General features: G+C 62.2%; 18 protein-coding genes and 1 tRNA gene. 11 read left to right on the forward strand and 8 right to left on the reverse strand.

What is annotated here, in order from left to right:
* Positions 1-15: 15 nt before the first annotated feature.
* Entirely contained in the window at positions 16-1,548 is a 1,533-nt protein-coding gene (locus CRD15_RS04595; RefSeq protein ID WP_034968825.1) for an adenylate/guanylate cyclase domain-containing protein, read from the reverse strand.
* A 71-nt stretch (positions 1,549-1,619) separates the two neighbouring features.
* On the opposite strand from CRD15_RS04595, the gene CRD15_RS04600 reads away from it, so the two are divergent.
* The 3 genes from CRD15_RS04600 (at position 1,620) to CRD15_RS04610 (ending at position 3,440) form a co-directional block, all read left to right on the forward strand.
* Positions 1,620-2,855, forward strand: a complete 1,236-nt coding sequence (locus tag CRD15_RS04600) for a DNA polymerase III subunit delta' (RefSeq protein ID WP_034968830.1) — start codon at positions 1,620-1,622, stop codon at positions 2,853-2,855.
* A gap of 83 nt (positions 2,856-2,938) precedes the next feature.
* A tRNA-Thr gene (locus CRD15_RS04605) sits at positions 2,939-3,014 on the forward strand.
* 138 nt (positions 3,015-3,152) lie between these two features.
* Positions 3,153-3,440 (forward strand): hypothetical protein, encoded by a 288-nt coding sequence (locus CRD15_RS04610; protein ID WP_034968833.1) that lies wholly within the window; start codon positions 3,153-3,155, stop codon positions 3,438-3,440.
* A 55-nt stretch (positions 3,441-3,495) separates the two neighbouring features.
* On the opposite strand, the gene CRD15_RS04615 is transcribed toward CRD15_RS04610, so the two are convergent.
* Both CRD15_RS04615 and CRD15_RS04620 read right to left on the reverse strand, forming a co-directional pair.
* On the reverse strand, positions 3,496-4,854 hold the full coding sequence (locus CRD15_RS04615) for an amino acid permease (RefSeq protein ID WP_222866437.1): 1,359 nt from the start codon (positions 4,852-4,854) through the stop codon (positions 3,496-3,498).
* Between the two features lie 159 nt (positions 4,855-5,013).
* Complete coding sequence (locus CRD15_RS04620; protein WP_187402022.1) at positions 5,014-7,179, reverse strand: acyl-CoA dehydrogenase family protein; 2,166 nt, start codon at positions 7,177-7,179, stop codon at positions 5,014-5,016.
* 309 nt (positions 7,180-7,488) lie between these two features.
* Here CRD15_RS04620 and CRD15_RS04625 point away from each other — a divergent pair, with 309 nt between their 5' ends.
* Positions 7,489-8,682, forward strand: coding sequence for an MFS transporter (locus CRD15_RS04625; protein WP_370546802.1), 1,194 nt, complete (start codon positions 7,489-7,491; stop codon positions 8,680-8,682).
* On the opposite strand, the gene CRD15_RS04630 is transcribed toward CRD15_RS04625, so the two are convergent.
* The 3 genes from CRD15_RS04630 to CRD15_RS04640 all read right to left on the reverse strand — a co-directional run bounded on the left by CRD15_RS04630 (position 8,651) and on the right by CRD15_RS04640 (position 12,900).
* Entirely contained in the window at positions 8,651-9,946 is a 1,296-nt protein-coding gene (locus CRD15_RS04630; RefSeq protein ID WP_187402024.1) for a hypothetical protein, read from the reverse strand. The genes CRD15_RS04625 and CRD15_RS04630 overlap by 32 nt on opposite strands.
* Before the next feature lie 29 nt (positions 9,947-9,975).
* Positions 9,976-11,556 carry a M1 family metallopeptidase gene (locus CRD15_RS04635; protein WP_187402025.1) on the reverse strand — a complete coding sequence of 527 codons (1,581 nt, stop codon included), beginning with the start codon at positions 11,554-11,556 and terminating at the stop codon, positions 9,976-9,978.
* A gap of 114 nt (positions 11,557-11,670) precedes the next feature.
* Complete coding sequence (locus CRD15_RS04640) at positions 11,671-12,900, reverse strand: alpha/beta hydrolase family protein (RefSeq protein WP_187402026.1); 1,230 nt, start codon at positions 12,898-12,900, stop codon at positions 11,671-11,673.
* 367 nt (positions 12,901-13,267) lie between these two features.
* Between CRD15_RS04640 and lpdA the strand changes: the two genes are divergently transcribed.
* Together lpdA and CRD15_RS04650 are read left to right on the forward strand one after the other, a co-directional pair.
* Entirely contained in the window at positions 13,268-14,698 is a 1,431-nt protein-coding gene (gene lpdA, locus CRD15_RS04645) for a dihydrolipoyl dehydrogenase (RefSeq protein WP_034968854.1), read from the forward strand.
* A 66-nt stretch (positions 14,699-14,764) separates the two neighbouring features.
* A complete protein-coding gene (locus CRD15_RS04650) occupies positions 14,765-15,874 on the forward strand; it encodes a hypothetical protein (protein ID WP_230580257.1) in 1,110 nt (369 codons plus the stop codon).
* 51 nt (positions 15,875-15,925) lie between these two features.
* Here the strand turns inward: CRD15_RS04650 and ramB are convergent, their stop codons facing one another.
* Positions 15,926-17,455: an acetate metabolism transcriptional regulator RamB gene (gene ramB, locus CRD15_RS04655; protein ID WP_051879557.1), complete on the reverse strand. Its 1,530-nt coding sequence runs from the start codon at positions 17,453-17,455 to the stop codon at positions 15,926-15,928.
* A gap of 219 nt (positions 17,456-17,674) precedes the next feature.
* Between ramB and CRD15_RS04660 the strand changes: the two genes are divergently transcribed.
* From CRD15_RS04660 to CRD15_RS04670, 3 genes are all read left to right on the forward strand, one after another.
* Positions 17,675-18,472, forward strand: a complete 798-nt coding sequence (locus tag CRD15_RS04660; protein ID WP_034993129.1) for a hypothetical protein — start codon at positions 17,675-17,677, stop codon at positions 18,470-18,472.
* A 70-nt stretch (positions 18,473-18,542) separates the two neighbouring features.
* Positions 18,543-19,334, forward strand: a complete 792-nt coding sequence (locus CRD15_RS04665) for a hypothetical protein (RefSeq protein WP_034980010.1) — start codon at positions 18,543-18,545, stop codon at positions 19,332-19,334.
* 32 nt (positions 19,335-19,366) lie between these two features.
* The gene (locus CRD15_RS04670; protein WP_034980007.1) at positions 19,367-20,677 is read left to right on the forward strand and encodes an Ig-like domain-containing protein; all 1,311 of its coding nucleotides are present in this window, start codon (positions 19,367-19,369) and stop codon (positions 20,675-20,677) included.
* Between the two features lie 157 nt (positions 20,678-20,834).
* Here CRD15_RS04670 and aceA read toward each other — a convergent pair whose 3' ends face one another.
* Positions 20,835-22,130 carry an isocitrate lyase gene (aceA, locus tag CRD15_RS04675; protein ID WP_034980003.1) on the reverse strand — a complete coding sequence of 432 codons (1,296 nt, stop codon included), beginning with the start codon at positions 22,128-22,130 and terminating at the stop codon, positions 20,835-20,837.
* A gap of 514 nt (positions 22,131-22,644) precedes the next feature.
* Between aceA and CRD15_RS04680 the strand changes: the two genes are divergently transcribed.
* Together CRD15_RS04680 and CRD15_RS04685 are read left to right on the forward strand one after the other, a co-directional pair.
* On the forward strand, positions 22,645-24,840 hold the full coding sequence (locus CRD15_RS04680; RefSeq protein WP_187402027.1) for a malate synthase G: 2,196 nt from the start codon (positions 22,645-22,647) through the stop codon (positions 24,838-24,840).
* A 187-nt stretch (positions 24,841-25,027) separates the two neighbouring features.
* The gene (locus tag CRD15_RS04685) at positions 25,028-25,786 is read left to right on the forward strand and encodes an HAD family phosphatase (protein WP_187402028.1); all 759 of its coding nucleotides are present in this window, start codon (positions 25,028-25,030) and stop codon (positions 25,784-25,786) included.
* Positions 25,787-25,869 lie beyond the last annotated feature (83 nt).

Consider the following 25,869-nt stretch of genomic DNA (forward strand, 5'->3'; position numbering starts at 1 on the left):
CCTGAGAGCCTGCGCCTAAGTGCTGGCGCGGTCGGCGAGGGTGGGGCGGATGGGGCGGGCGATCTGCGTCATCTCGCGTCGGCCACGCAGCTCCACGGATTTCATCATGGTCCAGCGGGCCTGCTCGGCCTCGTTGGCTGCACGCAGGGTCGCAGCGCTGGTCAACACCTGGCCGGGGGTCTTCTTAGCCAGATCCGTCAGGCGCGCGGCCTGGTTCACGGCATCGCCGATGACGGTGTACTCAAAGCGATCCTTTGCACCGATGTGCCCGGCCACGACGGATCCGGCGGCCACGCCGATACCCGCAACGAACTCCAGCCCCTGCAGCTTCGCCTTCAGCTCTCGCGCGGCGGCCAGGGCGTGGCCAGCCACATCGTCCAGGGGCAGGGGAGCTCCGAATACGGCCAGCGCGGCATCGCCCTCGAACTTGTTGATGATGCCCTTGTTGGCGTGCACGACCTCCACCACGCGGTCGAAGAACTCGTTGAGGGCTTTCACCACGTGCTGCGGTTCCTTCTCCGTGGCGAAGCCGGTGGAGCCGATCACGTCCACGAAGAGCACGGCCACGTGCCGGGTTTCGCCGCCGAGTTCCGGCTTTTCCTCCAGCGCGCGGCGGGCAACCTCGGTGCCGACGTAGCGCCCGAAAAGATCCGAGACCCGCTGTCGCTCCTGTAGGCCACGCATCATCTCGTTGAAGCCTGCCTGCAGCACGCCGATTTCCGAAGAGTCGTAGATCCGCACGTCTGTGTTCACCTGGCCGCGGCGTACGCGGTTGATGGCGTACTGCAGCTCCCGGATTGGGTCGGCCACCGCCATAGAGAACAAGGTGGTGCCCATGAAACCGGTCAGCAGGGTGGTGATCGCCAACGCCAACAACGCCGGAATGATGCCGCGGGAAACTTCGGGGTAGAAGTCAGTCGCGACGGCGAATAGCAGCAGCACCATTCCCAGCACTGGCACGGCGGAGGTCAGCGCCCACGTCGTCATCAACCGGTGCGACAGAGGCGATAGTCGCGAATGATCCGGTGCGCCCTTAGCCAAGGCCTTGGCGGCGACGGGGCGCACCAAACGCTCGGCTTCCATGTACGTCATCAGGCTCACCATCATGCCGCCCAACGTGGCCGTCACGGCGACGGTCACACCCCATTCGGTGCTATACCGCCAGGCCACAACGGTAAACAGCACAACACCGATGCCCCACAAGACGATGCCCGTGATGGTCTGCAGCAGCGGAATGCGCAGCACCAGGTCGCGCACCATGTTCGGGTCATAGGCTTGCGGGTTGCGTTGCCAGCGCAGCACGGGCGCAAAAAAGTACAACGTCATCGCGATGCCGGCGACCACGGCCACCCCGAAGTAGCTCAGGTACAGCGTGGCGGTGGTGGTGTTCAGGCTCGTCAGTTCGCGGGCGGAAGGCAGGGGGATCAAAAAGCGCAGGAACGTTGCCACAGCGGTGGCGCCAATAACGTTCGTGGCCAGGACAGTTGCTGCGTACAAGGGCCAAGAGGTTCCCCAGGCCCAGGAAAGGTATCGCAGCAGTTGTTTCATGCCCTTCAGACTATCGCACCGCGTCTCGCTGTGGCGCGCTCTGTCCGGGTGGGTAGCTACACTGAGTAACCATGACGGAAACCACCATGGCAGGCGCTGCAGCCGCCCCTGAAAACGCACCGGGGGTCTTTGGGCGCATCACTGCAGAGTCTGTCCGTCGTCCCCTGCAGCGGGCCGTGGAGGATCCGCAGGCGATGACCCATTCGTGGCTGTTCACTGGCCCGCCCGGGTCGGGTCGTTCGATCGCGGCGAAGGTTTTTGCCACCGCGTTGGTCTGCCCGCATGGCGGCTGTGGGGAGTGCGACCAGTGCCGTAGCGCCGCCGCGGGCACGCATCCGGACATCCTGTGGGTGTCCACGACGGGCGTGGTGCTGACGGTCGATGAGATCCGCGGTGCCATCCACGAAGCCGCGAACATGCCTACCGTCGCCCGGTGGCGCGTCGTGGTCGTGGAGGATGCCGACCGTCTGAACGATGCTGCCGCCAACGCCCTGCTGAAGTCTGTCGAGGAGCCACCCGCCCGCACCGTCTTCCTGCTCTGCGCGCCGTCAACCGACCCGTCGGATATCGCCATCACGCTGCGGTCGCGCTGCCGTCACGTGTACGTGCCCACTCCCTCTCCGGCGGCGGTCAAGGGTGTTTTGCTTAGTGACGCCACCCTAGGCCTCAACGAAACCCAAGCCCAATGGGCCGCCGACGTCTCGGCCGGACACATTGGAAGGGCGCGCCATTTGGCCAGCGACGAGGCCGCGCGAGTGAAGCGGGCCACCGCGCTGAAGCTGCCACAGCTGGTGTACGAGCCCAATGCGCTCTACCGTTTCACCGCCGAGCTGGTGAAAAAGGCGGAGGAAGAGGCCGCCAGCGAGCTGGAAAAGCTGGATCAGCGGGAGCGCGAGGAGCTGGAGAGCAGCCTCGGCGTGGGTGCGAAGGGTAAGGGTGCTGCGAAGGCCCAGCGGGGGGCGTCCGGAAGAATGAAAGAGCTAGAGAAAGAACAGAAGAACAGGCGCACCAGAAGAACCCGCGACTCGCTAGATCTGGCGCTGATCGACATCGCCGGGCTGTACCGCGACGCGATGCTGCAAGCCGCGGGCGCGGTGGATGGCGATGGCGTGCCGATGGGTGGCCACCAGCACCCGGATATGGCCTCCACGTCGAAGGAACTGGCGCGCCGCAACAGTGCGTCTGCGCTGATGAGCTGCATCGATGCGGTGATGGAATGCCGCGAGGTGCTGGGCTACAACGTGCGCCCCGAGGTGGCGCTGGATGCGATGGCCGGGCGCCTACAACAGTGCTGCGGGGTGGCCTAGCGAGTTTCCTGGCGAACCCCAGGTGGCGTTTTGGTGCTCGGGGTTAGCGTCGGCTAGGATTACGCTTCGTACTTAATGTACGCGCCGCTTTAGCTCAGTCGGCAGAGCGTTTCACTCGTAATGAAAAGGTCGCGAGTTCGATTCTCGCAAGCGGCTCCATGTGATGTCCCACAGCATTCTTGCAAGTTTGCTGTGGGACATTTTGATTGCTAGCGACTGCTAACGTTTCGCTACCCATAAGCGTTTGGCTAGACAAAGCACTTCCAACCAAACCCCTTCAGAAAGGATTCTTCCCCAATGAAGATTCGCAAGTCGCTCATCGCTGGTGTTACCGCCGCAACCGTCACCGCGTGTCTCGCCACACCTGCCCAGGCCGAGACCCACACCCCCACCACTCAAGTACAGGCTGCAGAAACTCCGAACACCAAGTCCCCGCTCGGCTCAGTGAACACCATCTGGGAAAACACCCCGGCTTGGCTGCGCTTCCCCCTCTTTGCACCGCTGGGAATCATCTGGGCCGTTATTTACAACCTAGTTGGCGCTCAGAACTCCGACGCGCCATACTACGGCAGTCTTTCTTCCTAAGGCGACAGCATGGCTCTCCTAAAGCTGGGGGCAGGAGGCTGACGGAGAGACCGGGTTAGCGAAACTGTGGGGAAACTTCCGGCAGGGGCAGCTTCTCGAAGGGGCTCAGCCCACGGATAGCGGAGTTGGCGAAGCTGGCCACCACCAGGATCGCGAACATCGTCGCCGCAGAGAACAGCTGCACTCGGGAACCCGGATCCGTCAGCATCAGCAAAGCCAGCCCCGCCAGGACAACCAGCGTGGCGATGGTTAACAAGGGGAAACCCCACATGCGGATCGGCAACGCTTCGCCCGCATGCTGCTCCAGACGGCGGCGCAGGCGCAGCTCAGACACGGCGATGAACGTCCAGACGATCAGCAGCGAAGCTCCCGCGGAGTTCAGCATGAATGTCAGCAACCAGCCCGTATCCAGGTAGTTCAGAACCACCATCACGATGGACAAACACACCGAGAGAACAATCGCGGCGACGGGCACACCTCGACCGTCGACGCGGGTGAAAATTTGGGGTGCCTCATGACGATTAGCTAGGGAGAACATCATGCGGCTGGAGGCATAGATCTGCGCATTGAAGGCAGACAGTAGCGCCAGAACAATAATGGCTTCCATGAAGCCGACCACGCCCGGAATGCCAGCGAGGTTCAGCACCCGAGTGAAGGGACTATCGGCTGCGCTTTCCGCCTGCCCCAGGGAAGAGTGGGGGAGCAGGAACGTAATCACTAGCACCGAACCCAGGTAGAACAGCGAGATGCGGGTGATGGTGGAGCGCACCGCGTTGATCAGCGAGCGCTGGGGATTCTCGGATTCTGCAGAGGCGATGGCCACGACCTCGATGCCGCCGAAGGCGAATGCCACAGCCAGAATCGCCGTGGCCACACCGCCCACGCCGTTGGGCATGAAGCCGTCGGCGGTGAAGACCTCCGTGCCAATAAAAGTGTGTCCTGGCAGGAGACCGAAGACTAGCAGGAATCCGATGACCAGGAAAGTCACCAGCACGGCCACCTTGATGAAGGCGAACCAGAACTCGAATTCGCCGAAGGCGCGGATCTGTAGGAGGTTCACGATTCCGAAGAAAAGCACGCATACGGCGGCGGGGATCCAGGCGTCAATACCGAACCATGCCCCCATAAAACTCGCCGCACCAGTAATTTCGGCGCCGAGCACCGCCACCGTGGCTAGCCAGTAAATCCAACCCTGAGTGAAGCCAGCCCAGCGTCCGATGCCGTGTTCCGCATATTCGGAGAACGATCCGGAGGCAGGGATGACGGTGCCCATCTCGCCCAGCATCTGCATCACGAGGATGGCGATGAGTCCCGCGACGATGTAAGCCAAAAGGACGGCAGGACCGGCGGCCTCGATACCCACGCCAGTGCCCAGGAATAGCCCGGCGCCGATTGTGGAGCCCAGGCCCATCATTGTGAGGTGGCGAACCTTCAGTCCACTTCCCAGCTTGGCATCGCCAGCGTTCGAGTCGACGTGCGAACTGGGGTTATCTGAGGAGGTGGAAGGGGTTGAACTCATTCTCTAAGAATACGATGTGTGGTTTGACGTGGAGCACCCAGGGCGCGGTAGTGCCTAGCCCAACCCGGCTGCCGGATCCGACTCATACTTCGGCACCATCGCCTCGTAGTCTTCCATCAACTTCAGGTTCGTGATGTTGTCCGGGATGCCGAAGGCGTCCACCAGCGTCTGCGACCAGGGACCCAGCGAATCCACCAGGTCGTTCAGTGCGGCGCGGGCGGCCTTGGTGCGGGTGCCGGTCAGCAGGTTCTGTTCCAGGTACCAGCTGGCGTTATCCACGATGCAGCTGAGGAAATACACGTCGCGGACCTGCTCCAATACGCGCCGGGCATCGTCGGATTTCAACTCCGATTCGGCCTCCACGAAGGCCTCGAATACGATGCGATCCACGTGCGCCCAGCCGACGGCCAGCAGGTGATCCTGCGCGCTGTCCACGACCTTCGCAGCTTCGTCTACGTCCATTTTGCGCGCGGGGCGCAGGCGGCGGGCGAGGGAGCGCATGAGGCGATCTTCCCGCTCGCTCAGCAGGTTGATCTGGTAGGCAGGGTCGAATAGAGAGGTCTCCTCGGAGTCGCTAAAGGTATCCACTAGGTTCTGGATCAGCGCATCCGCGGCGGTGCGCCGCCGTAGCAGGGTGCCGAAGCTATCCAGGCCGAAGCGCACCATCTCCATGGGCTTCAATCCGCCGAGCTCCCGGGCGAAGCCTGTCATCAGTTCCTTCGCGGCCAGCTGCATCATCACCACGTTGTCGCCCTCGAAAGTAGTGAACACATCCGAGTCCGCCTTCAGCGTGGTTAGCAGGTTCTCCGCCATGTAGCCGGCACCTCCGCAGGCCTCGCGGACTTCCTGGATCGTGTCGGTTGCGTGCGCGGTGTTGGCGGCCTTCAGTGCAGCGGCGTGTGCCTCGACTTCTCGCTGATCCGCCTGCTGTTCCTTGGTGTGCTGTGTGGGATCCAACCCGAGCTGATCCAGTTCGTGCACGCGCGCGATCAGCTTGTTCGTCGCAAACTGTAGGCCGTAGGTGCGGGCCAGGCGCGGGATGAGGCGCAGGCGGTGCCAGCGGTGCTCTATCAGGCGCTTTTCGGGTAGCGAGTCGTCGGGAGCGAATTGACGCCGCAGGTTCGCGTACGTCACGCCGATGTCTAGCGCGGTGCGGGCGGCAGCGCCGGCGGCGGCTCCCACGGTCACGCGCCCGCGCACCAGGGCTCCGAGCATCGTGAAGAAGCGCCGGTTCGGGTTTTCGATAGGGGAGGTGTAGTTGCCGGCCTCGTCGACATCGGCGAAGCGGTTCAGCAGGGCCTCGCGGGGTACGCGGTGGTTATCGAAGCTGATGGTGCCGTTGTCCACGCCCTTCAGTCCGCCCTTGTGGCCGTGGTCGCCGACGCGCACGCCGTCGATCGCGGAACCGTCGTCCTCGCGGATGCGCACCAGCAGGCAGTGCACGCCCTGCGATTCGCTGGACTGGTCATTCGTGCTGTTGTGGGATCCGGGCACGATGAGCTGCGCGAACACGGCGGCCCACCGTCCGTCGCGGGCGGCATTGCCGATGAACCACTTCTCGGCGGATGCGGTGGGGGAGTTAATGATGAACTCCTGTGTTTCCGCGTCGTAGGTGGCGGTGGTTTCCAGCTGCTGAACGTCGGAGCCGTGTCCGCGCTCCGTCATGGCGAAGCAGCCGAGGGCGTCAAGATCCATCAGCTTCTTCACCATCTCCTGGTGCCGCTCCGTGCCCAGGTTGCCGACGGCACCGCCGAATAGGCCCCACTGCACTCCGGATTTCACCATGAGCGACAGGTCGGCATGCCCCAGCATTTCGATAGAGGTCAGGCAGCGGCCGGTCTCTCCCGTGCCGCCCTGGTCTGCGCGGAAGGCGTCATAAGGCATTCCGGATTCCCGCACCTGTTGCAGCTGTTCGGTCGTGCGGGCGCGGGATTGCTCGAGGTCGAGGTCCGCGCGCGGCAGGATGTCGGGGTTAGCCAGGATTTTGCGGGTTGCCTCGCGCGCTTCTGGGAAGTCGCCGTCGAGCGCGGTCTGTAGTTCTCGTGCTATCGACGCCCGCTGCTCAGCGTCCACCGTCGTGGACAAGGTTTGGGGTGCTCCTGTGGAACGGCGAAGCGTGGCCTCCGACTTGTCAGCAATTCCATTGCCTGAGTCCGGTGTGACCGACTTATCAGTCTGCGTGGTGCTTTCGGTGCTGTTTTCCGGGTTGTTTGGTGACATGAAGTTAAGGATACGCAAGTGTGTGACCTGTATCTCTAAGATTTACTAATAATTTCATGTCTAAATTGTCGCGACCAACGCTCCGACCTCGGTGTTGCATTTGTGGCCGTCGAGCAGGTGACTAGGCTTGCCCCTATGACTGAGGGCACAATTGACGAGAATCACCGGGGCGTGAACGGCGCTGTGCAGAACAGCGCAGCGAAGAGTGGCGCCCTGCAAGACGGCGCTGTACAGGATCGCGAGTTGCGCAGTCGCAGGGTTGCCCCCTCCACGCGCGGGGCTGCAAGCCGCGCGGAGAAGAAGTACTGGATGCTGGTGGCTTTCGCCGTGTTGGCGGTGGCCTACGCGGGCAACGAGTTCACCCCGATGATGGTGTTTTACCGGGGCGAGAACGTCTTTGGTTCCGTCTTTGTCGATGCCCTCCTGGCTTGTTATGCAGCAGGTATTGCCGCGGGTCTTTTGCTGTGTGGCCCGCTTTCGGACCGCTACGGCCGCCGCATCGTCATGCTGCCCGCCCCGATCATCAGCTTGGTCGGCAGTGTCCTCATCGCAGCGGGCGAGATGAATGAACCGCTGATCTTTACCGGCCGACTCCTCAGCGGCTTCGCCGTTGGCATGGTGATGACCGCCGGTGGAGCTTGGATCAAGGAGCTGTCCACACCGTCGTTCGATCCCAACGCTCAAGAGGGCGCCGGTGCCCGCCGTGCGACGATGTCCCTGACCTTGGGCTTTGCCGTGGGTGCGGCGTTTGCGGGCGTGCTTGCGGAGTGGGGGCCTGCCCCGGGCCAGACCCCTTATATCCTCAGTATCTTGCTGTGTGCCCTGTCGATGGTCGGCATCCTCGGAGTCCCAGAGACCCGCCAGAACGCGCACCTCAAGGTCAAGGGCTCTTTCTGGTCGGACCTCAACGTCCCCTCCCTCCGGCACCCGCGTTTCCTGACTGCCGTGATCCCGATCGCCCCGTGGGTCTTCGGCTGCGCTGGTGTTGCCTACGCGATTATGCCTAGCCTGGCGCAGGACGAGGTCTCTTATCCCATCGCCTTCTCTGCCGGTATTACTGCTGTCGCCCTGGCCTGTGGCTTCGGTATTCAGCAGGTCTCCAGTAAGTACATCAACCCGAATAACTCTCAGGCCCAGCAGATCGGCCTGGTACTGGTGATCATCGGCATGGTGGTGGCCGCCTGGACTGCCCACGTGGGATCGCTGGTTGGCACGGTCGTCGTCGGCCTCATCCTTGGCACCGGCTACGGTGTGTGCCTGATCTCTGGCCTCACGGAGGTTCAGCGCATCGCTAGCGCCGACGATCTGGGTGGCTTGACCGCCTTCTTCTACACGATCACCTACATCGGTTTCTTCTTCCCGATGATCCTGTCGCGTTTGAAGGACTGGTTCACCTACACCGAGATGTTGGGCTTCGGTGCGGTGGTTGCCCTCATTGGTCTTATCGTGGTGACGCTGACTTCCAAGAAGTTCATTCCAGTCCCGCAGGAGCCGGGGAACTAGCTTTCGGTTTCCCTTCTGCAGCTGCAAGCGCAAGCACGCCGAGCTGCACCGCAGCACCGACACTCGGGCCGATCGCCAGCGCCAAGATCGCGCGCGTATCGGGGGAGAAGTCCAGCATCAGCACCGCTGTCGACAGTGCAATCGCGATCAGCCACCCGGCGGTGTAGAGGTTGTGGCGATCCGCGGCGAGTGCAGCCGACCCACTGATCATCAGGATGGCCGTCGCCCCGGAGACCAGTGTGAGCCACCTGAGGGTGGAAGGGGAGGAGATCACGGCGGCGTCAAAAAATAGCCCCATCAGTGGCGCGGCGAGGAAGAAGGCGGCAACACCTCCGATGGCTGCGACGGCACCCACCGCGGTGATGGGAAGGGCAGCGGCGCGCAGAACTCGCTCGCGATGCTTCGTGAAATGCACGATCAGCGCGGGTTGGAAACGCTGGAGAGGCACCAGGATCGGCGCGCGCGTGAGCGTAATGGCCGTGATAGTGGCAGCAAGCGCGCCGGGGCCAACCTCCTCCCCGGAGGTGTAGCGCAGCAGCACGCTGAAGCCGGTGATCATCACCGCGTTTGCTCCCGAGGCGACCATTGCCTTGAGCGTGCGCGAGAGGAATGGACGCGCAGCCACATCCGCCCGATCGCGCAGAGTAGCCCGCGCAGAGCGCGAGCACGCCAGGATCAGCAACCACGTGGCCGCGCCGATGACAGTGACAAACAGGTAGGCCAGCAGCTGCCACCCCAGGGCCCACGCGACGACGGCCAGCGCCAGCCGCACGCCCGAATCGATGGCCATCAACCAGGCGAAACTAGGCCACGAGTGGTTGGCGGACAGTAATCCGCAGACCGTCGCCTGGAAGGTATAGCAAGCCAGACCGACCGCCAAAAGGAGTAGGCCCCACCCTGTCTGGCTAGGCACGAGTTCCCCGATCCATAGCGGTCCGGTGGCCAGAGCAAGCACACCCACGGCCACGGCGATGTAGCCCGTGAGGGCGAAGGGGCGGGGAGTCTGCTCCGTCGGATTTCGCTTCGCCGTTCGAGTTGCCTTTCGGGTCGCCGTCCGAGGTGCCGTCGGCTGTGCACGCCGGGTGGAAACCGCGCGAGTGGTTTCCTGCATCAACCCGTCCAGCACGCCCGTCATCGCGAAGAACAGCGACCAGTAGACCATGAAGTCTTCGTACCCGGCCGTGCTGAGCCCCTTGTTGGCCACCCAAATGACCAGGTAGCCGGCTATTGCCACGAAGACGGTGGCGAGCGAAATGGCGCGCATCGGTGAACCTTCTTGGGTGAGACCCGGGGTTAGTCCTGCAGCCTGTCGCCGAGCTCGCCGAGCTTCTGTCCAACGCGCTTCAATGCATCCACTGCGCGCGCGGGTCCGGAAGCATCGACCATCTCCGCCGCCGGGCCTGCGGGGAGGGCACGGAGCTGTTCGCTGCTGAGCTCGGTGCCCTCGCCGCCGGGGAAGTCGGGCAGTTCTTCATGACGCAACCAGCGGTCGAAAAGCCCCTGCACCTCACTTCGGGCCACACCGTTTTCCTCAGCGACGGTGCTTGCCAGGTTTTCCAGGTCGCGGGTTTCCACCAAGCCCATGCGGTGCTGGGTGGTCCAGCGCTTGACCATGTCGAAGAAGGCGTCGTCGCCCAGCAGCACGCGCAGGGCGTGTACGGTGACGGCTCCGCGCTTGTAGAGCCGGTCGTCGAACATGTCGTCGGCGCCGGGGTCGATCAGCAGAATGTCCTGTGGCTTGTCTGCGAGTGCCTGGTGGTGCGCCCACGCATGGTGGGCGGCGGGGATGCCCTGCGACTTTTCAAACCACAGCCACTCGGAGTAGCAGGCGAAGCCTTCGTTCAGCCAAATATCCCGCCATTCGACAAGGCCCACAGAGTTGCCGAACCACTGGTGGGACAACTCGTGGGCGATCAGGCGCTCCCACGTGTGCTTGCCGTCGGCGTGGTTGCAGCCGAACATGCTCATTCCCTGGGCCTCGAGGGGGATCTCCATTTCCTCGTCCGTGACCACCACGGAGTACTCCGGGAAAGGGTAGGTGCCGAAGAGCTCCGAGTAGACCTCGACCATCTCCGTCTGCTGGCTGAAGTCCTCGTTGACCAGTTCGCGTACCCGCTTGGCGTGTTCGGTTCCCTGGGGTAGCCATCCAAAAACCGGCACGGTTTTGCGGCCCAGTTCTGCGCTGCGGAAATCCACCCGCTGGTAGGGGCCCACGTACACCGCAGCCAGGTAAGTGGCCATGGGGTAGTTGGTTTCGAATACCCGCGTGGTGTTGTTGCCCTTGTTGAATTGCTCCACCAGGGTGCCGTGAGCGATGGCGGTGACGTCCCGGTGGGCGGTGATGGCAATGCGGAACGTTGCCTTTTCGTCCGGCGTATCGTCGCAGGGGAACCAGCTGGGGGCGCCGTTGGGCTGGCCTGCAACCAGGGCGCCGTTATCGGTTTCTTCCCAGCCGACCTCGCCCCACTTGGAGCGCAGCGGGCGCGGGAAGCCACCGTACTTGATGGTCAGGTCGAACGACTGGTCCTCCGCGACTTCCTCCACGAAGGTGATCGTCAGCTTGTTGCCGTTGTGGCGGAACCGACGGATCTTGATTGCCCCGTTGGTGGCTGCCACCCCGTGGCCGGAGACCTCCACCCGGTTGACCGCCAGGTTACTGGCCAAGTCCAACGTCATCGTCTTCAACGGCCGGTAGTTTTCTACCGCCAGGCGAGCCACACCACGCAGGTGGTTGGGTTCAACGTCGTAGTCCAGTTGCAGGTCGTAGCTCAGCACGTGGAACCCGAGGTTGAAGTCCACGCCCGTGTAGGCATCCCGGGCTCCGGCGATGGGGGAGCTGCGGAAAGGACGAGGCTGCTGTTGGGATTGCTTCATGTAAGGCACACTACTATCTGCATAGGACAACCCCCGCCACGGAGGTGCTCTCTGTGGCGGGGGAAGTGGTCTTTAGCTATTGCAAATGATCGCAGGCGCTAGTCGGAACTTCTTTTAGGAGCCCGAGGTGGAGCCTGCCCAGTAGTCTTCCGGAGAGATCGGCTTGGTCGGCTGCAGCGGCGGACGCTCGGCACCGGTGCCCAGGCCGTTAACCAGGTGCTTCCAGTAGCCGCGCAGGTCGTCCTGCCAGTAGCCCCACTGGTGCGTGCCTGCCGGGCGGAAGTTGTAGTTCACCGGGATGCCCAGCGCGTTGGTCTTGCGGGCCAGGTCTCGGGTGCAGGCGTTGGTGGCGCCCTCGATGACAGCACCCTCGAAGATGACTGGAGCTGCGGAGGACAGCTGGCCATTCACGCGCTCGGACCACGGCATATCGTGCTCGCCCGGGAAGCCGGAGCTGGTGGAAACGTAGATGTTCTTCTGGCCACGCAGCTTCTCAGCGTTGATCAGAGCATCGTTGTTGCGGGCAACCTCACCGTCTACTGGGCCCCACATCTTGGTGAAGTCCGTGCCGCCGCGGTTCAGAACCAGGTCGATGAACTTCGGGGTCAGGCCGGTGGTGGTTGCAGCGCAGCCGGAGAAGGAGCCGACGGAGTCGTAGAAGCCCGGGTGGTGCTGGGCGTACAGCAGAGAGGTTGTGCCGGTCATGGACATGCCGGCGATAGCGCGCTTGTCGTTAGCCTTCAGAGCCGGCTCGATGGCCTGTGGCAGCTCGCGGGTAAGGAACGTCTCCCACTTCTGCGGGCCCTTGATCTCCGAAGTGTCCGGCTCGGTGACCCAGTCGGTGTAGTAGGAATACGCTCCGGTCATCGGGATAACGATGTTCGCACCGATGCCCGGGCTGACGGTGCCCTTGGAAGGATCGCTGTTGCCGCCGTAGTAGGTGACGATGTCGGTCTGGCGGATCCAGTTAGCGATGCCCTGGCCGCCGTCTGCGCCGTTCAACATGTACAGGGTCGGCGCGTTATCGCGCTTTTCCTTGTCCTTCGGCTGGATAACGACCAACGGGATGTGGCGCTTCATCGAAGGAGAGTAGGCAGAAACTTCCTGGATGTTGTCGAAGCCCTTGTCGTTCCAACTCTTGATGATGCTGCGCCAGGTGGTGGTGTCCTCCGACAGTCCCTGGGTCTCGGTGTTCAGGCTGATCTTTGCCGGAGCGATGCCGTCGGCCTTCTGTGCAGCAGAAACGCTTGCGGCCTGGGCGGCTGGCGCGACAGCAGAAACGGTGGCAAAGGGAGCGATCGCTGCCGTGACGGCGGCCAGAGTGCGGACGATGCTTCGCTTCATAAAGTTGATCCTTCTGTGGGAGTCACACCTGGGGAAAGGTCAGAATTTTAAGAGCCCGAGGCGTGAGTGATCATTGTGAACGGGGGAGGCTTCACCGAGGAGTCTCAAGGAATTCTCAGCGAATCTCTAAGGCAAGGGGGAGTTTACCCAATTTAGTGCGGTTATAGGAACCCGAGGAGGGAAAAGTTTCCGCGGGGAACCCAAACAGGGGTGTTATGAATATGGCTAGTGGGTCTAATGTTACTAAAGTTAAAAGTTTTTCTGGAGTGACCGCTGGTTGGGGCGTGAGGCGTCATAAAGAGTGTCGAGGAGAACAAAGCCAAGCCCGACAAACACGAGCGAAGAACATTAAGTACCCTTGGGACTTGTGGCTAAAGAACATTTTGACGTAGTAGTACTCGGAGCAGGCCCTGGCGGATACGTGGCGGCGATTCGTGCCGCTCAGTTGGGTCTGAAGACCGCCGTTATCGAAAAGCAGTACTGGGGCGGCGTATGCCTCAACGTGGGCTGCATCCCCTCGAAGGCGCTGATCCGCAACGCCGAACTTGCGCACACCATCACCAAGGAAGCCAAGACCTACGGCATTACCGGCGACAACATCTCGATGGACTTCAAGGTTGCGCACCAGCGCTCCCGCAAGGTCTCCGGCAACATCGTCAAGGGTGTCCACTTCCTGATGAAGAAGAACAAGATTCAGGAAATCCACGGACGCGGCAACTTCGTCGACGACAAGACCATCGAGGTCTCCGACGGTGACGATGCAGGCAAGACCATCACCTTCGATAACTGCATCATCGCCACCGGCTCCGTTGTGAGGTCCCTGCCGGGCGTGGAGTTGGGCGGCAACATCGTCTCCTACGAAGAGCAGATCCTGGACGAGAACAAGCCGGACTCCATGGTCATCATCGGCGCAGGCGCCATCGGCATGGAGTTCGCCTACGTGCTGTCCAACTTCGGTGTGGACATCACCGTCGTTGAATTCATGGACCGCGTTCTGCCGAACGAGGACAAGGATGTGTCCAAGGAAATCGCCAAGCAGTACAAGAAGCTGGGCGTAAACCTGAAGACCGGCCACAAGACCACCGCCGTCCGTGACCTGGGCGAAGGCAAGGGCGTGGAGGTGGACATCGAGTCCGCCGACGGCTCCAAGAGCGAGACCCTGAAGGCCGACCGCGTGATGGTCTCCATCGGCTTCGCACCCCGCGTGGAGGGCTATGGCCTGGAGAACACCGGCGTGAAGCTGACCGAGCGCGGCGCCATTGATATCGACGACGAGATGCGCACCAGTGTTCCGCACATCTACGCCATTGGTGACGTCACCGCCAAGCTGCAGCTGGCCCACGTTGCCGAGGCACAGGGCGTGGTCGCTGCCGAGATCATCGCCGGCGAAGAGACCGAGCTGCTGGGCGACTACATGATGATGCCGCGCGCCACCTTCTGCTCCCCGCAGGTTGCATCCTTCGGCTACACCGAGGAAGCCGCCAAGAAGAAGGCAGAGGAAGAAGGTCGCGAAGTGAAGGTCGCCACCTTCCCCTACACCGCAAACGGCAAGGCCCAGGGCCTAGGCCACGCAGTGGGCTTTGTGAAGCTGGTGGCAGACGCAGAGTACGGCGAACTGCTGGGCGCCCACATGGTCGGCCCGGACGTGTCCGAGCTGCTGCCGGAGCTGACCCTGGCGCAGCGCTTCGACCTGACGGCCGAAGAGATCTCCCGCAACGTCCACACGCACCCGACCCTGTCGGAGGCCATGAAGGAAGCCGCCCACGGCATCGCCGGCGGGCACATGATCAACCTGTAAAAGGTTGTAGCGCCCGGCTCCTTTCGATGGAGCCGGGCGTGCGTCGTCATCCCACCGCCATGATTGGTGCAACGATTGCCTGAGAAGATTGGCCTGCTGGCAGACCGCGGCCTGCCAGCGGTGCGCGTGCGAGCGCTGCTCAAGGAGCTAGACGAGGTCTCACAGAAGCACGTTTCCGGGGACAAGCCGATCCTCGAATTCCGCACCGGAACGCTGCCCATGGATGAGTTCGGCAACGTCCGCCTGGCCGATTCCGCCCCCGGTATTCTGCGCGATTACGGCTGGGATCGGCTGGTGTACGTCACTGACCTGCCCCTCACCACCCGGCGACCGGTCATTAGCCAGACCGTCGAACACGGCAGGGCCACCATGCTGTGCCTGCCGGCCTTCGGACTGCTGCGGGCCAAAGAGGGCCTGCGCCAGGAGCTATCGCGCCTGGTCTGCGGCAAACCCGCCGGAGCCGGCCAGCGCGAAAAAGGCGTGGACGACATCGAAGGCGGCGACGTGGAAGCCGATACGACCCGCGTGCTGGAAGGTCGCGGCCGAACCCTACGCCTGCTGCTGGGAATGATCCGCGGCAACCGCCCCGGGCAACTCATAAGGGTGCTGTCCAGCTGCCTAGCCACGGGCGTGGCCACCGGTGGCTTCGGCATCTTCTACGGTTCGGTGTGGGAGATGTCCTACCTGATCAGCTCCTGGCGGCAGATCATGATCACCATCCTGTCGATCACCCTGTTGACCTTCTGGCTGATCTACAAAAACGGCCTGTGGAACGGGGCGTATAGCCGCAACCCGGAACCCACTACGGTGAATGTAGCCACTGGTGGCGCTGCCCAGCCCGCCGCGGATAGTGCCGCATGGTGGCGTGCGCGGATGGATAACTTGGCCACCACCGGTACGGTGCTGATCTCCGCGACTGGGGTTTATATCCTGATTTACCTCACGATGCTGCTGGTCAGTGCCGCCGTCGTGCCGGTTCCCTTCTTCGAAAGCCGGGTCAATGCGGACATCACGCCGGTGGATTATCTGACGTTGGCGTGGTTCGCGGCGTCCCTAGGTACCCTCGGCGGGGCGCTCGGATCGAGCTTCGATACCGACGAATCGGTGCGCGAAGCTACATACAACCGCCGTGAGCTGCAGCGCAGGCAGATCGTCGGGCTCTTCGACGGTGACTAGCGCCCACTGCAGGAACCAGCGCCATAGGAACCAGCGCCGCAGGAACCAGCACTAATACGGCGACACGCTCGAACGGTGCGGGTCGATTTCCACCGTGCGGTTGATCGGCGGGAAGGCGCGCTGCGGGCAGTTCTCGCGCGGGCACAATCGGCAGCCAGAGCCAATCGGCACCGCCGCGGACGTGTCCTTCAGATCCAGCCCGTCCGAGTACACTGTGCGGTCGGCGTGCCGCAGCTCGCAGCCCAGTCCGATGGCGAACATCTTCCCCGGCTGCCCCCACGCCGCGCGGTGGTGGTTCACTGTGCGGGCGATCCACAGGTACGTCCGCCCGTCGGGCATCTGCGCGATCTGGCGCATGATCTTGCCGGGGTAGCTAAACGTCTCGTACACATTCCACAGCGGGCACGTGCCGCCGGAGTTCGATAGGTGCAGCCCCGTCGCAGACTGACGTTTGGACATGTTGCCCGCGCGATCCACGCGCACGAAGGTCCAGGGCACGCCGCGCAGGCTGGGGCGCTGCAGGGTGGACAGGCGGTGGCAGACCGTCTCGTACCCCACGCCGTATTCGCGCATGAGGAACTCTAGGTCGTAGCGCGATTCCTCCGCGGAGCTGTGGAACTGCCGGTAGGGCAGCAACAGTGCGGCGGCATAGTAGCTGGCCAGGCCGCGCCGGGCGAGCGCGCGGGTTTCTTCGGATTGGAAGTGTCCCAGCTCCACCAACGAGTCGATTGTCGTTCCGGCTTCCAGGTACGCCAGCTCCGTCGCCAGCCGGAACGCGATCTGCCCGGGGCGCATCTTCGCCGACACGTGCAGGGTCTTTCGCTTCGGGTCGAACTTATGCTGCGTATCGCCCAGGTCGCGCGAGTAAATCACCTCCACCTTGTGCACTTGTTGCAGGCGCTCGGCGAGGATCTGTTCTGTGTGGTGTATCTGGTTCGCCCCGATGTTTATTCTGGACGCCAACTTTTCCGCCGCCACATCTAGAACATCGATGTAGTTCTGCCTGGCGTAGAAAAAGTCACGGACTTCCTCATGGGGCATGGAGAACGCCTCGGGGCCGGAGGCGCGACCGAAGAGTTCGCCCTTGGGCGTGATGGAGAGGATGGCGGAGCCCTGCACGCGTTCTTCTGTGAGCAGCGACAGGGTGTCCGAAACGTTGCGGTAGCGGGAGTGCAGATCCACGAAGGCGCGGGCGAGGTCCGGGTGGTTCTTCACAAGCGCTGCCAGTTCGGTAACGTCCGCCGGGGTGGGGCTGATTTCCGGGTCCAGGGTCACGTCCTGGATTTCCGCGAGAAGGCGGGTGGAATCTTGATCGGCGAAGAAGGTCGGGTCGATGCCGAAGGCTGCGGTGATGCGCTCGAGGACGGCGACGGTCAGTGGGCGCCCGTCGTGTTCGATCTGGTTGACGTAGCTGGCGGAAAGATCCAGGATTTCGGCCAGGCGAGCCTGGGAGATTCCGCGCTCTTTGCGTAGTTGGCGCAAGCGGGAGCCGACGAAGGGGCGCTCTGCATTGCGTTCTGTATTGCCTGCAGGGCTGGCTGCGTGCTCCGTTCCCTGTGTGTGTTCAATCCGTTTGCCCATGGTGCCCATCAGTATATTCATGGCTTTCAGAGGGAAGTCTGCTGGATATATTTAGCGATATAACTGTCTTTTCTTATGCTTTATATCGAAAAGGGGGTTTTATCGGCGCTTTTACCCCCCTGTTGAGCACTGCGTATTTGACCTTGTGTGGGTAATATGTCCTCGACTGTATCCGTCGGTGTGATGCAGTAAGACTGACTTGAAAGAGAGCCCGTCCGAATGATCCGTTTCCCCCTTTCCATTTCCCGCCGAGTAACCCGCATCGGCGTTGCTAGCGTAGCCGCCGTGGCAGCCTGCGGCACTGTGGCGCTGACCCCTGCCTCTGCAGATACCCTGGTGAGCCAGCTGCCAGGCGCGTCGGCCGACGGCACCGTCGTGGTTACTGATAGTCCCCGCGTCAAGGTTGACGTAGAAGCAGCCGATGCCGCCAGCGGCACCGTCAAGGTCACGGTAAAGAACACCTATGACCACAAGTTCCGCTGCGCAGCCCCGGGCGCTGCACCGAAGGATTCCAAGCCCGCCGAGCTGCCCAATGCGGTAGCCACCTCCGACATCGTCTCCCAGGCTGTGAATTACTACCGCGAACAGCCATTTTCCCCAAAGGACGGTGTAGCTGCCCCCATCCTGGGCGTAGTTCCCACGACTCCTTTCCTGAAGTACGTTCCCGCTGGCAGCCTGGGCCGCCTGTTCGGCAAGGACATTGCCACCCGCGCCTCTCTGGCACGCCAGTGGGATTCGGCACGATTGGCTGGTCACACCGCAGAATTGGCTCCTTTTGATCTGGAGCCCCTCGCTACCCAGGAGTTCACCGTCAAGCTGAACGCGCCGGGCAACGGGGAGCGCACCGAATTCGCCGCTGGTGCCCTGCTCTACTGCACCGATGTCACCGCAGACCCGAAGCAGTCTTACATCTTCGCCGGTTACCAGCCGGGTACCAAGCCGGCTCCCGCTACCGCTGGATCTTCCCGTCCGGCCGGTTCCGCACCGTCTAGCCTGCTGGGTTCTTCCTCCCGCTAGCGCTTAGTGCTTCCCCAAAGTTCCAAGTTTCATTACTCCTCGATTCATTCGTCCTCGAGAGGAATTCCCCATGTCAAAGACATTTTCGAAGTCCCTGCTGGCTGTAGCGCTGTCGACCACCGTGGTGGCGGCGCTGTCTAATGGCGCGGTCGCTAGCGCAGCCAATGTTGTTCCCGGTGCGGATACGACTGGCGTTGTTGTTTTTACGGACAAGCAGGATCTGAGCGTCAAGGTTAATGCTGCGGACGCCACCGCTACCGCCATTACCGGCACCGTAACCAACCACACTGATTCGGCCTTTACCTGTGCAGGTGTTCAGGGCAAGGACACGTCTGCCGGAGACGTGACTACCAGCGACCTGGTTGCAAAGTCGGTCGAGTACTACCGCAACAACCTGCACTACGTTGCTCCGAATGTAGATGTGAAGACCCCTTCGCTGCCGCTCATCGGCCAGCTCAACCTGGGCACTTTGAACCTTGGTTCTTCCGCCGGACTGCTGCAGGGGCTGGGCTCGCTGCTGGGTAAGGCCAACAAGGATCGCAATGACATTTCCGGCGAGTACAGCGCTGCCCGCGTAGCGGGCCACGCTGGTCAGATCGCTAAGTTCACCGTTGCCCCGCAGTCCACGGTGGATGTTAAGGCCGCACTGCCAGCTCCGAGTTCCGGCGCGCGCACCGACTTCGACGCTGCGGCGTTCATTATGTGCACTAAGGATGGCAACAACGAGGGAGCCTACGTATTCGCAGGCTACGAGGAGGGCACCGTCAAGCCTTCCCGTTCGGCCCAGGGGTCCTCTAAGGCTTCCACTAAGGGGTCCTCTGCGATGCAGGGCTCGTCCCGTGGCGTGCTGTCTTCCAGCTAGTTTCAGTGTGACGTGAGAGAAGAAGAAAAGAAATGAATAATTCTCGCCGCGTGCAGCGGCACAGCATCGTCCGCATCGCCCGCACGGGCTCTATCGCTGGCGTTACCGGCGTGGCCGTGGCAACAGTGTTGGCTTCCGCAGTGGTACCCAGCGCTTCGGCTGCAACAGCCTCCGAGTCGTACACCGATTCGTCGTCGGTCTACACCCGAACTGTCAGCAATACCGAGCCTTCCGTGGGACAGAAGATCACCTACACGCAGACGTTTACGACGAAGCGAAGCACCGACAGTATCTACAACTGGCAGAATAAGGTCGATGCCTGCCTGAAGTACGTACCGGGTTCCGCCACCTTGCAGATCGGTGATGGTGGGGCGATCCCGCTGCCGAACAGCGCGGTTAGCACTGAGCCGGGCGTCACAACGATCACCTCTACCGAGGCGAAGGGGTACTGGGAGTTCAGCGCCACGAACCCGCACACCTTCACGCTGGACTACGAGGTCTCGGAAGAGTGCTCTACGGAAAAGCCTTTGGAGTCCGGTTTCGCCTACACCTACAGGGGCTGGCTCGGGAAGTCCTCGAAGGACTACGCACCGAGCAAGTTCAACGGCGGCCCTGCTGTCAAGGTGCAGGAGGCCGCCAAGGCGCAGACTTCCCTGGAGCTCAGCGCGCTGCCGGAAGTTGTAGAGAAGGCCGCGCCGCTGAAGCTGGAGGCCAAGTTGGCGATTACGCAGCCGCCGGCAAACGGTGAGGCAGCCACTGTGGCCGGTCGCAACGTCGAGTTCGTTTCTAACGGCCAGGTTCTCTGCACCGCGGAGGCCAACGAGGACGGCGTGGCTACCTGTGACTGGACCCCGGAGGCCACGGGGGAGGCGTCGATCGTCGCCCGCTTCGCCCCGGTGGATAACCTGCTGGGCGCGACTTCCGCACCGGCGAAGACGCGCGTCGTCACCGCTTTGCCGAAGGCGCCGACCGAGGTGCGCGTCGAGCCCACCCCGCTGCGGAGCACGGACGTGGCTCGTGTCAGCGGCAAGGCTGCGGCGGGGCAGTTCGTAGAGGTTACGGGTCCGGCGGATACTCGATGTGTGGCAACTGCGGACGCCGAAGGCTCCTTCGCCTGCGAACTGGGCTACCTGCCGGCGGGCAAGGGGCACCAGATCACGGTGAATGCCAGCCAGGAGGGGGTGAAGTCCCCGGCCGCAATCGTGACGGTGGATGTGGAGGGCAAGACTCTGACCGTGTGGGAGCGCATCGTGGAGTTCTTTAAGTCCCTGGGTGCGCGCCTCGCCGCGCTCTTCGGTGGCGGCTCCAACGGTTCTACCGGATCTCTTTCCTCCAGTAGCTAGCGCCATATGGTGCTAGCGCCGCAGGGTGGCTAGCGCCTAGTTAGTAAAGAGTTAGTTAGCAAAGAGCCCGGCCAGCACATTCGTGCTGACCGGGCTCTAGCGGTGTGCGGGTCTAATGACCCGCGCAGCTAGTTCCTAGCGCTTGAAAGCAAGCGGCTTAGTGGAACTGGCCCTCCTCGGTGGAGCCCTTCAGGGCGGTGGTGGAGGAGTTCGGGTCGACGGTGGTGGCGATCTTGTCGAAGTAGCCTGCACCGACCTCGCGCTGGTGCTTCACAGCGGTGAAGCCGCGCTCCTTGGCGGAAGCGAACTCGCGGTTCTGCAGCTCCACGAAAGCGGTCATCTGGTTGCGGGCGTAGCCGTAAGCCAGGTCGAACATGGAGTGGTTCAGAGCGTGGAAGCCTGCCAGGGTGATGAACTGGAACTTGAAGCCCATTGCGCCCAGCTCGTTCTGGAACTTGGCGATGGTGTCGTCGTCCAGGTGTGCAGACCAGTTGAAGGACGGGGAGCAGTTGTAAGCCAGCAGCTGATCCGGGAACTCGGAGCGAACAGCCTCAGCGAACTTCTTAGCCAGCTCCAGGTCCGGGGTGCCGGTCTCCATCCAGATCAGGTCAGCGTACGGAGCGTATGCCTTCGCACGGGCGATGCAGGGCTCGATGCCGTTCTGCACGTTGTAGAAGCCCTCAGCGGTGCGGCCGCCGGTCAGGAACGGCTTGTCGCGATCGTCAACGTCGGAGGTCAGCAGGGTAGCGGCCTCAGCGTCGGTACGAGCAACAACCAGGGTCGGGGTGTTGGCAACGTCAGCTGCCAGACGTGCGGAGTTCAGGGTACGGATGTGCTGCTGGGTCGGGATCAGCACCTTGCCGCCCAGGTGGCCACACTTCTTCTCGGAGGCCAGCTGGTCCTCCCAGTGGGTACCTGCAGCGCCGGCCTTGATCATGGCCTTCTGCAGCTCGTAAACGTTCAGTGCGCCACCGAAGCCAGCCTCGCCGTCGGCAACGATCGGAACCAGCCAGTTGTCAACGGAGGTGTCGCCCTCAACGCGAGCGATCTCGTCTGCGCGGGACAGCGCGTTGTTGATGCGCTGAACGACGGACGGAACGGAGTTCGCCGGGTACAGGGACTGGTCGGGGTAGGTGTGGCCGGACAGGTTAGCGTCACCTGCAACCTGCCAACCGGACAGGTAAACAGCCTTCAGGCCTGCGCGGACCTGCTGAACGGCCTGGTTACCGGTCAGGGCGCCCAGGGCGTTGATGTAGGAGTCGTCATCCTTGTTGACTGCTTCCCACAGGATCTCAGCGCCGCGGCGTGCCAGGGTGTGCTCTTCAACAACGGTGCCCTGCAGCTCAGCGACCTGCTCTGCGGTGTAATCGCGCTCGACGTTAGCCCAGCGGGGGTTCTCGTCCCAGTCCTTCTGGATTTCTTCAGCGGTACGTGCCTTGCCGACGTTCGACATGTAGGGGTCACTTCCTTACTAATTAAGGGGAGAGTTATGTCATGGTCCCTGCCCGGGGGTTCCTGGCGGGGGGACACTGAACCGCACACTACTAATCCTTAACAACGCTGTTCGGCACTGTTCAGGTGAAGTCTGCGTCCCGTGTCTCTGCCTACGAGAGTACCAACCCAAATAACCGCGTCAATGCCGGTCAGGGGGATATTTATGTGTGGGGGTGGTCACTCTTTTTGTAAATCTTGTGAAGATCTTATCCACACTGTTTCTTAGTGACGCCTCAAGGTATGAACGTGATCTGGCTCTCTTGCTGCACTTATAGGTGTGGTGCGCCACGGGCTGACTTGTGGCGTCAAAAAGAAAAAGAAGAACAAGCCTGCCCGATAATCCCCGTCGGTGGGGGTGGGAAAAGTGCGATCTATGACCAACTCCATACCGATCGTGAGGGAACTCACCTAGTCTTTGAGGACAGAGACCTTTAGATAGGTAAATCGATTGATATGTGAGGAGCCACGTCACTATGACCCAGACCGAGCGCGTAACAGCCGGCGGCCTTCAGGTCGCCAAGACTCTCTACGACTTCGTTAATACCGAGGTACTTCCCGCCATTGGCAAGGATTCCGCTGAGGAGCAGGAGAAGTTCTGGGATGGCTTCGGCAAGATCGTCGAGGAGTACACCCCGCGCAACCGTGAGCTGCTGAACACTCGCGACGAGCTGCAGAAGAAGATGGACGCCTGGTACGCCGACCACAAGGGTGCCCAGGATCCGGAGGAGTACAAGGCCTTCCTGAAGGAGATCGGCTACCTGGTCGACGAGCCGGGCGACTTCGAGATTACGACCCAGAACATCGACCCGGAGGTCGGCACGACCGGCGGTCCGCAGCTGGTGGTGCCGATCCTGAACGCCCGCTTCGCGCTGAACGCGGCGAACGCCCGCTGGGGTTCCCTGTACGACGCTCTGTACGGTACCGACGCTATCTCTGAGGAAAACGGCCAGGAAAAGGGCACCGGCTACAACAAGGTCCGCGGCGACAAGGTCATCGAGTGGGGCCGTGAGTTCCTGGATCGCGTTGTCCCGCTGGAGTCCGGCTCCCACAAGGACGTCACCAAGTACGCCGTGGAGTCCGGCCAGCTGACCGCCACCATCGACGGCAACGATGTGCACCTGCGCAACCCAGAGGTCTACGCGGGCTTCGGCGGCGACAAGGCCAACCCGAGTGACATCCTGCTGTACAACAATGGCCTGTACATCGACATTCAGATCGATCCGGAGTCCCCGATCGGCAAGACCGACAAGGCCGGCGTGAAGGACCTGAACCTCGAGTCCGCCATCTCCACCATCATGGACTTCGAGGATTCCGTCGCTGCTGTCGACGCAACCGACAAGACCCTGGGCTACCGCAACTGGCTCGGCCTGAACACCGGCAACCTCACCGAGGAAGTCCAGAAGGGCGGCAGGACCTTCACTCGTAAGCTCAACGAGGATCGTGTGTTTACCTCCCGCGATGGTCAGGAGCTGCGTCTGCATGGTCGTTCTCTGCTGTTTGTGCGTAACGTTGGCCACCTGATGCAGAATCCGGCGATCCTGGATCAGAACGGTGAGGAGGTTTTCGAGGGCATCATGGATGCCGTCATTACTTCGGCTGCTGCGATCCCGGGTCTGGATGAGAACAACCCGCTTCGTAACTCCCGTAATGGTTCGATCTACATTGTGAAGCCGAAGCAGCACGGCCCGGAGGAGGTTGCGTTCACCAACGACCTGTTCGGTGCTGTGGAGGATCTGCTGGGTCTGGAGAGGTTCACCTTGAAGGTTGGTGTGATGGATGAGGAGCGTCGTACCACTGCCAACTTGGATGCCTGCATCGCGCAGGTTAAGGAGCGTCTGGCGTTTATTAACACCGGCTTCCTGGACCGTACTGGTGATGAGATCCACACCTCTATGTTGGCTGGTCCGATGGTGCGTAAGGCAGATCTGCAGACCGCGCCGTGGAAGCTGGCTTACGAGGACAACAATGTGGATGCTGGCCTGGCGCACGGTCTGCCGGGTAAGGCACAGATCGGTAAGGGCATGTGGGCCAAGACTGAGCTGATGGCTGACATGCTGGCGCAGAAGATCGGCCAGCCGAAGGAGGGCGCTTCCACTGCGTGGGTTCCGTCGCCGACGGGTGCGACGCTGCATGCAACCCACTACCACGAGGTGGATGTCTTCGAGGTGCAGGACAAGCTGCGCACGGAGGGCCGCCGTGAGACCCTGGGCGACATCCTGACTATCCCGGTGGCGGAGTCTGCTGATTGGTCTGCTGAGGAGATCGCCGAGGAGATTGACAACAACTCCCAGTCCATCCTGGGTTACGTGGTCCGTTGGGTGGAGCAGGGTGTGGGTTGCTCCAAGATTCCGGATATCCACGACATTGATCTGATGGAGGATCGCGCTACCTGTCGTATTAACTCCCAGCACTTGGCTAACTGGCTGAAGCATGGTGTGGTGACTGAGGAGCAGGTTCTGGAGTCTTTGCAGCGTATGGCTGCGAAGGTGGATGAGCAGAACGCTGGTGATGCGAACTACCGCAACATGGCGCCGAACTTTGATGAGTCTGTGGCTTTCCAGGCTGCGAAGGATTTGGTGTTTAAGGGTCTGGAGCAGCCGGCTGGTTACACCGAGCCGATTCTGCACGCCCGTCGTTTGGAGTTCAAGGCTAAAAACGGCATCGCCTAAAGCGATACGAACTTAACCGCCGGTGTGAGCCCGCCTTACCCGGCGGTTTTCCTATGCCCATTTCCGCGCAGCTTCTTTGCAACTTCCTTGCACGGACAGTTGTTCGACCCCTGGTTAGACTGGTGGACACACGATCACGCACGTACGAACGCACATGCACCAAGTCGCCCCCGGAAGGAGCCCGACTTTGTCCGTCACCACCTTTGGCACCCCGCCTGCCCGATCTCTCTTTGATTTTGACGCCGTACTTTTCGACCTCGACGGCGTGATCACCCCGACCGCAGAGCTCCACCGCCAGGCGTGGGCACGGATGTTCAGTGCGTTCCTGGAGGCCAAGGGTGCCGAGCCCTACACCGAACAGGATTACTTTGACTACCTGGACGGCCGCCGTCGCGACGAGGGCGTGGCCGCCCTGCTGGCTAGCCGTGACATTGAGGTTCCAGAGGGCAACGCGGACGATCGGGCTGATCAGGACACGATCCACGGCCTGGGGGCTCGCAAGAACGAGGACTTCCTGAAGTTGGTGGAGGAAGGCGTGCAGGCCTACGAGGGCTCCGTGCAGTTGCTGGATGCCATCCGGGACCGCGCCGCAGCGGCGGAGAAGTCGCCGCAGATCGCTATCGTCTCCTCCTCGAAGAACACCCGCCCGGTGCTCAAGGCGGCGGGGCTGCTCGATCGGTTTGAGGTTGTAGTCGATGGGAAGGTGGCGTCCGAAAAGAATCTGCCGGGTAAGCCCGCACCAGATACGTACCTGTATGGCGCGCAGCAGCTCGGCGCCAGTGCGGAGAATGCTGTGGTGGTGGAGGATGCCACCAGTGGCGTGGCCAGCGGTAAGGCCGGAAAGTTTGGGCTGGTCATCGGCGTGGATCGCGGGGCCGGGGCGGAGGCGCTGCATGAGCACGGCGCGGACATCGTGGTCGATGACCTGGCGGACCTGCTGGGTTAGAGCGTGCGGCCAGGAGGCTGGCCGCAGGATTTTTAGACGAACGAACAGCTGGAAAAGCACAGAACGACTCGGGGAGACCGGAA

This window comes from Corynebacterium sp. LK28, assembly GCF_014335105.1.
Taxonomy (GTDB): Bacteria; Actinomycetota; Actinomycetes; order Mycobacteriales; family Mycobacteriaceae; genus Corynebacterium; species Corynebacterium macclintockiae.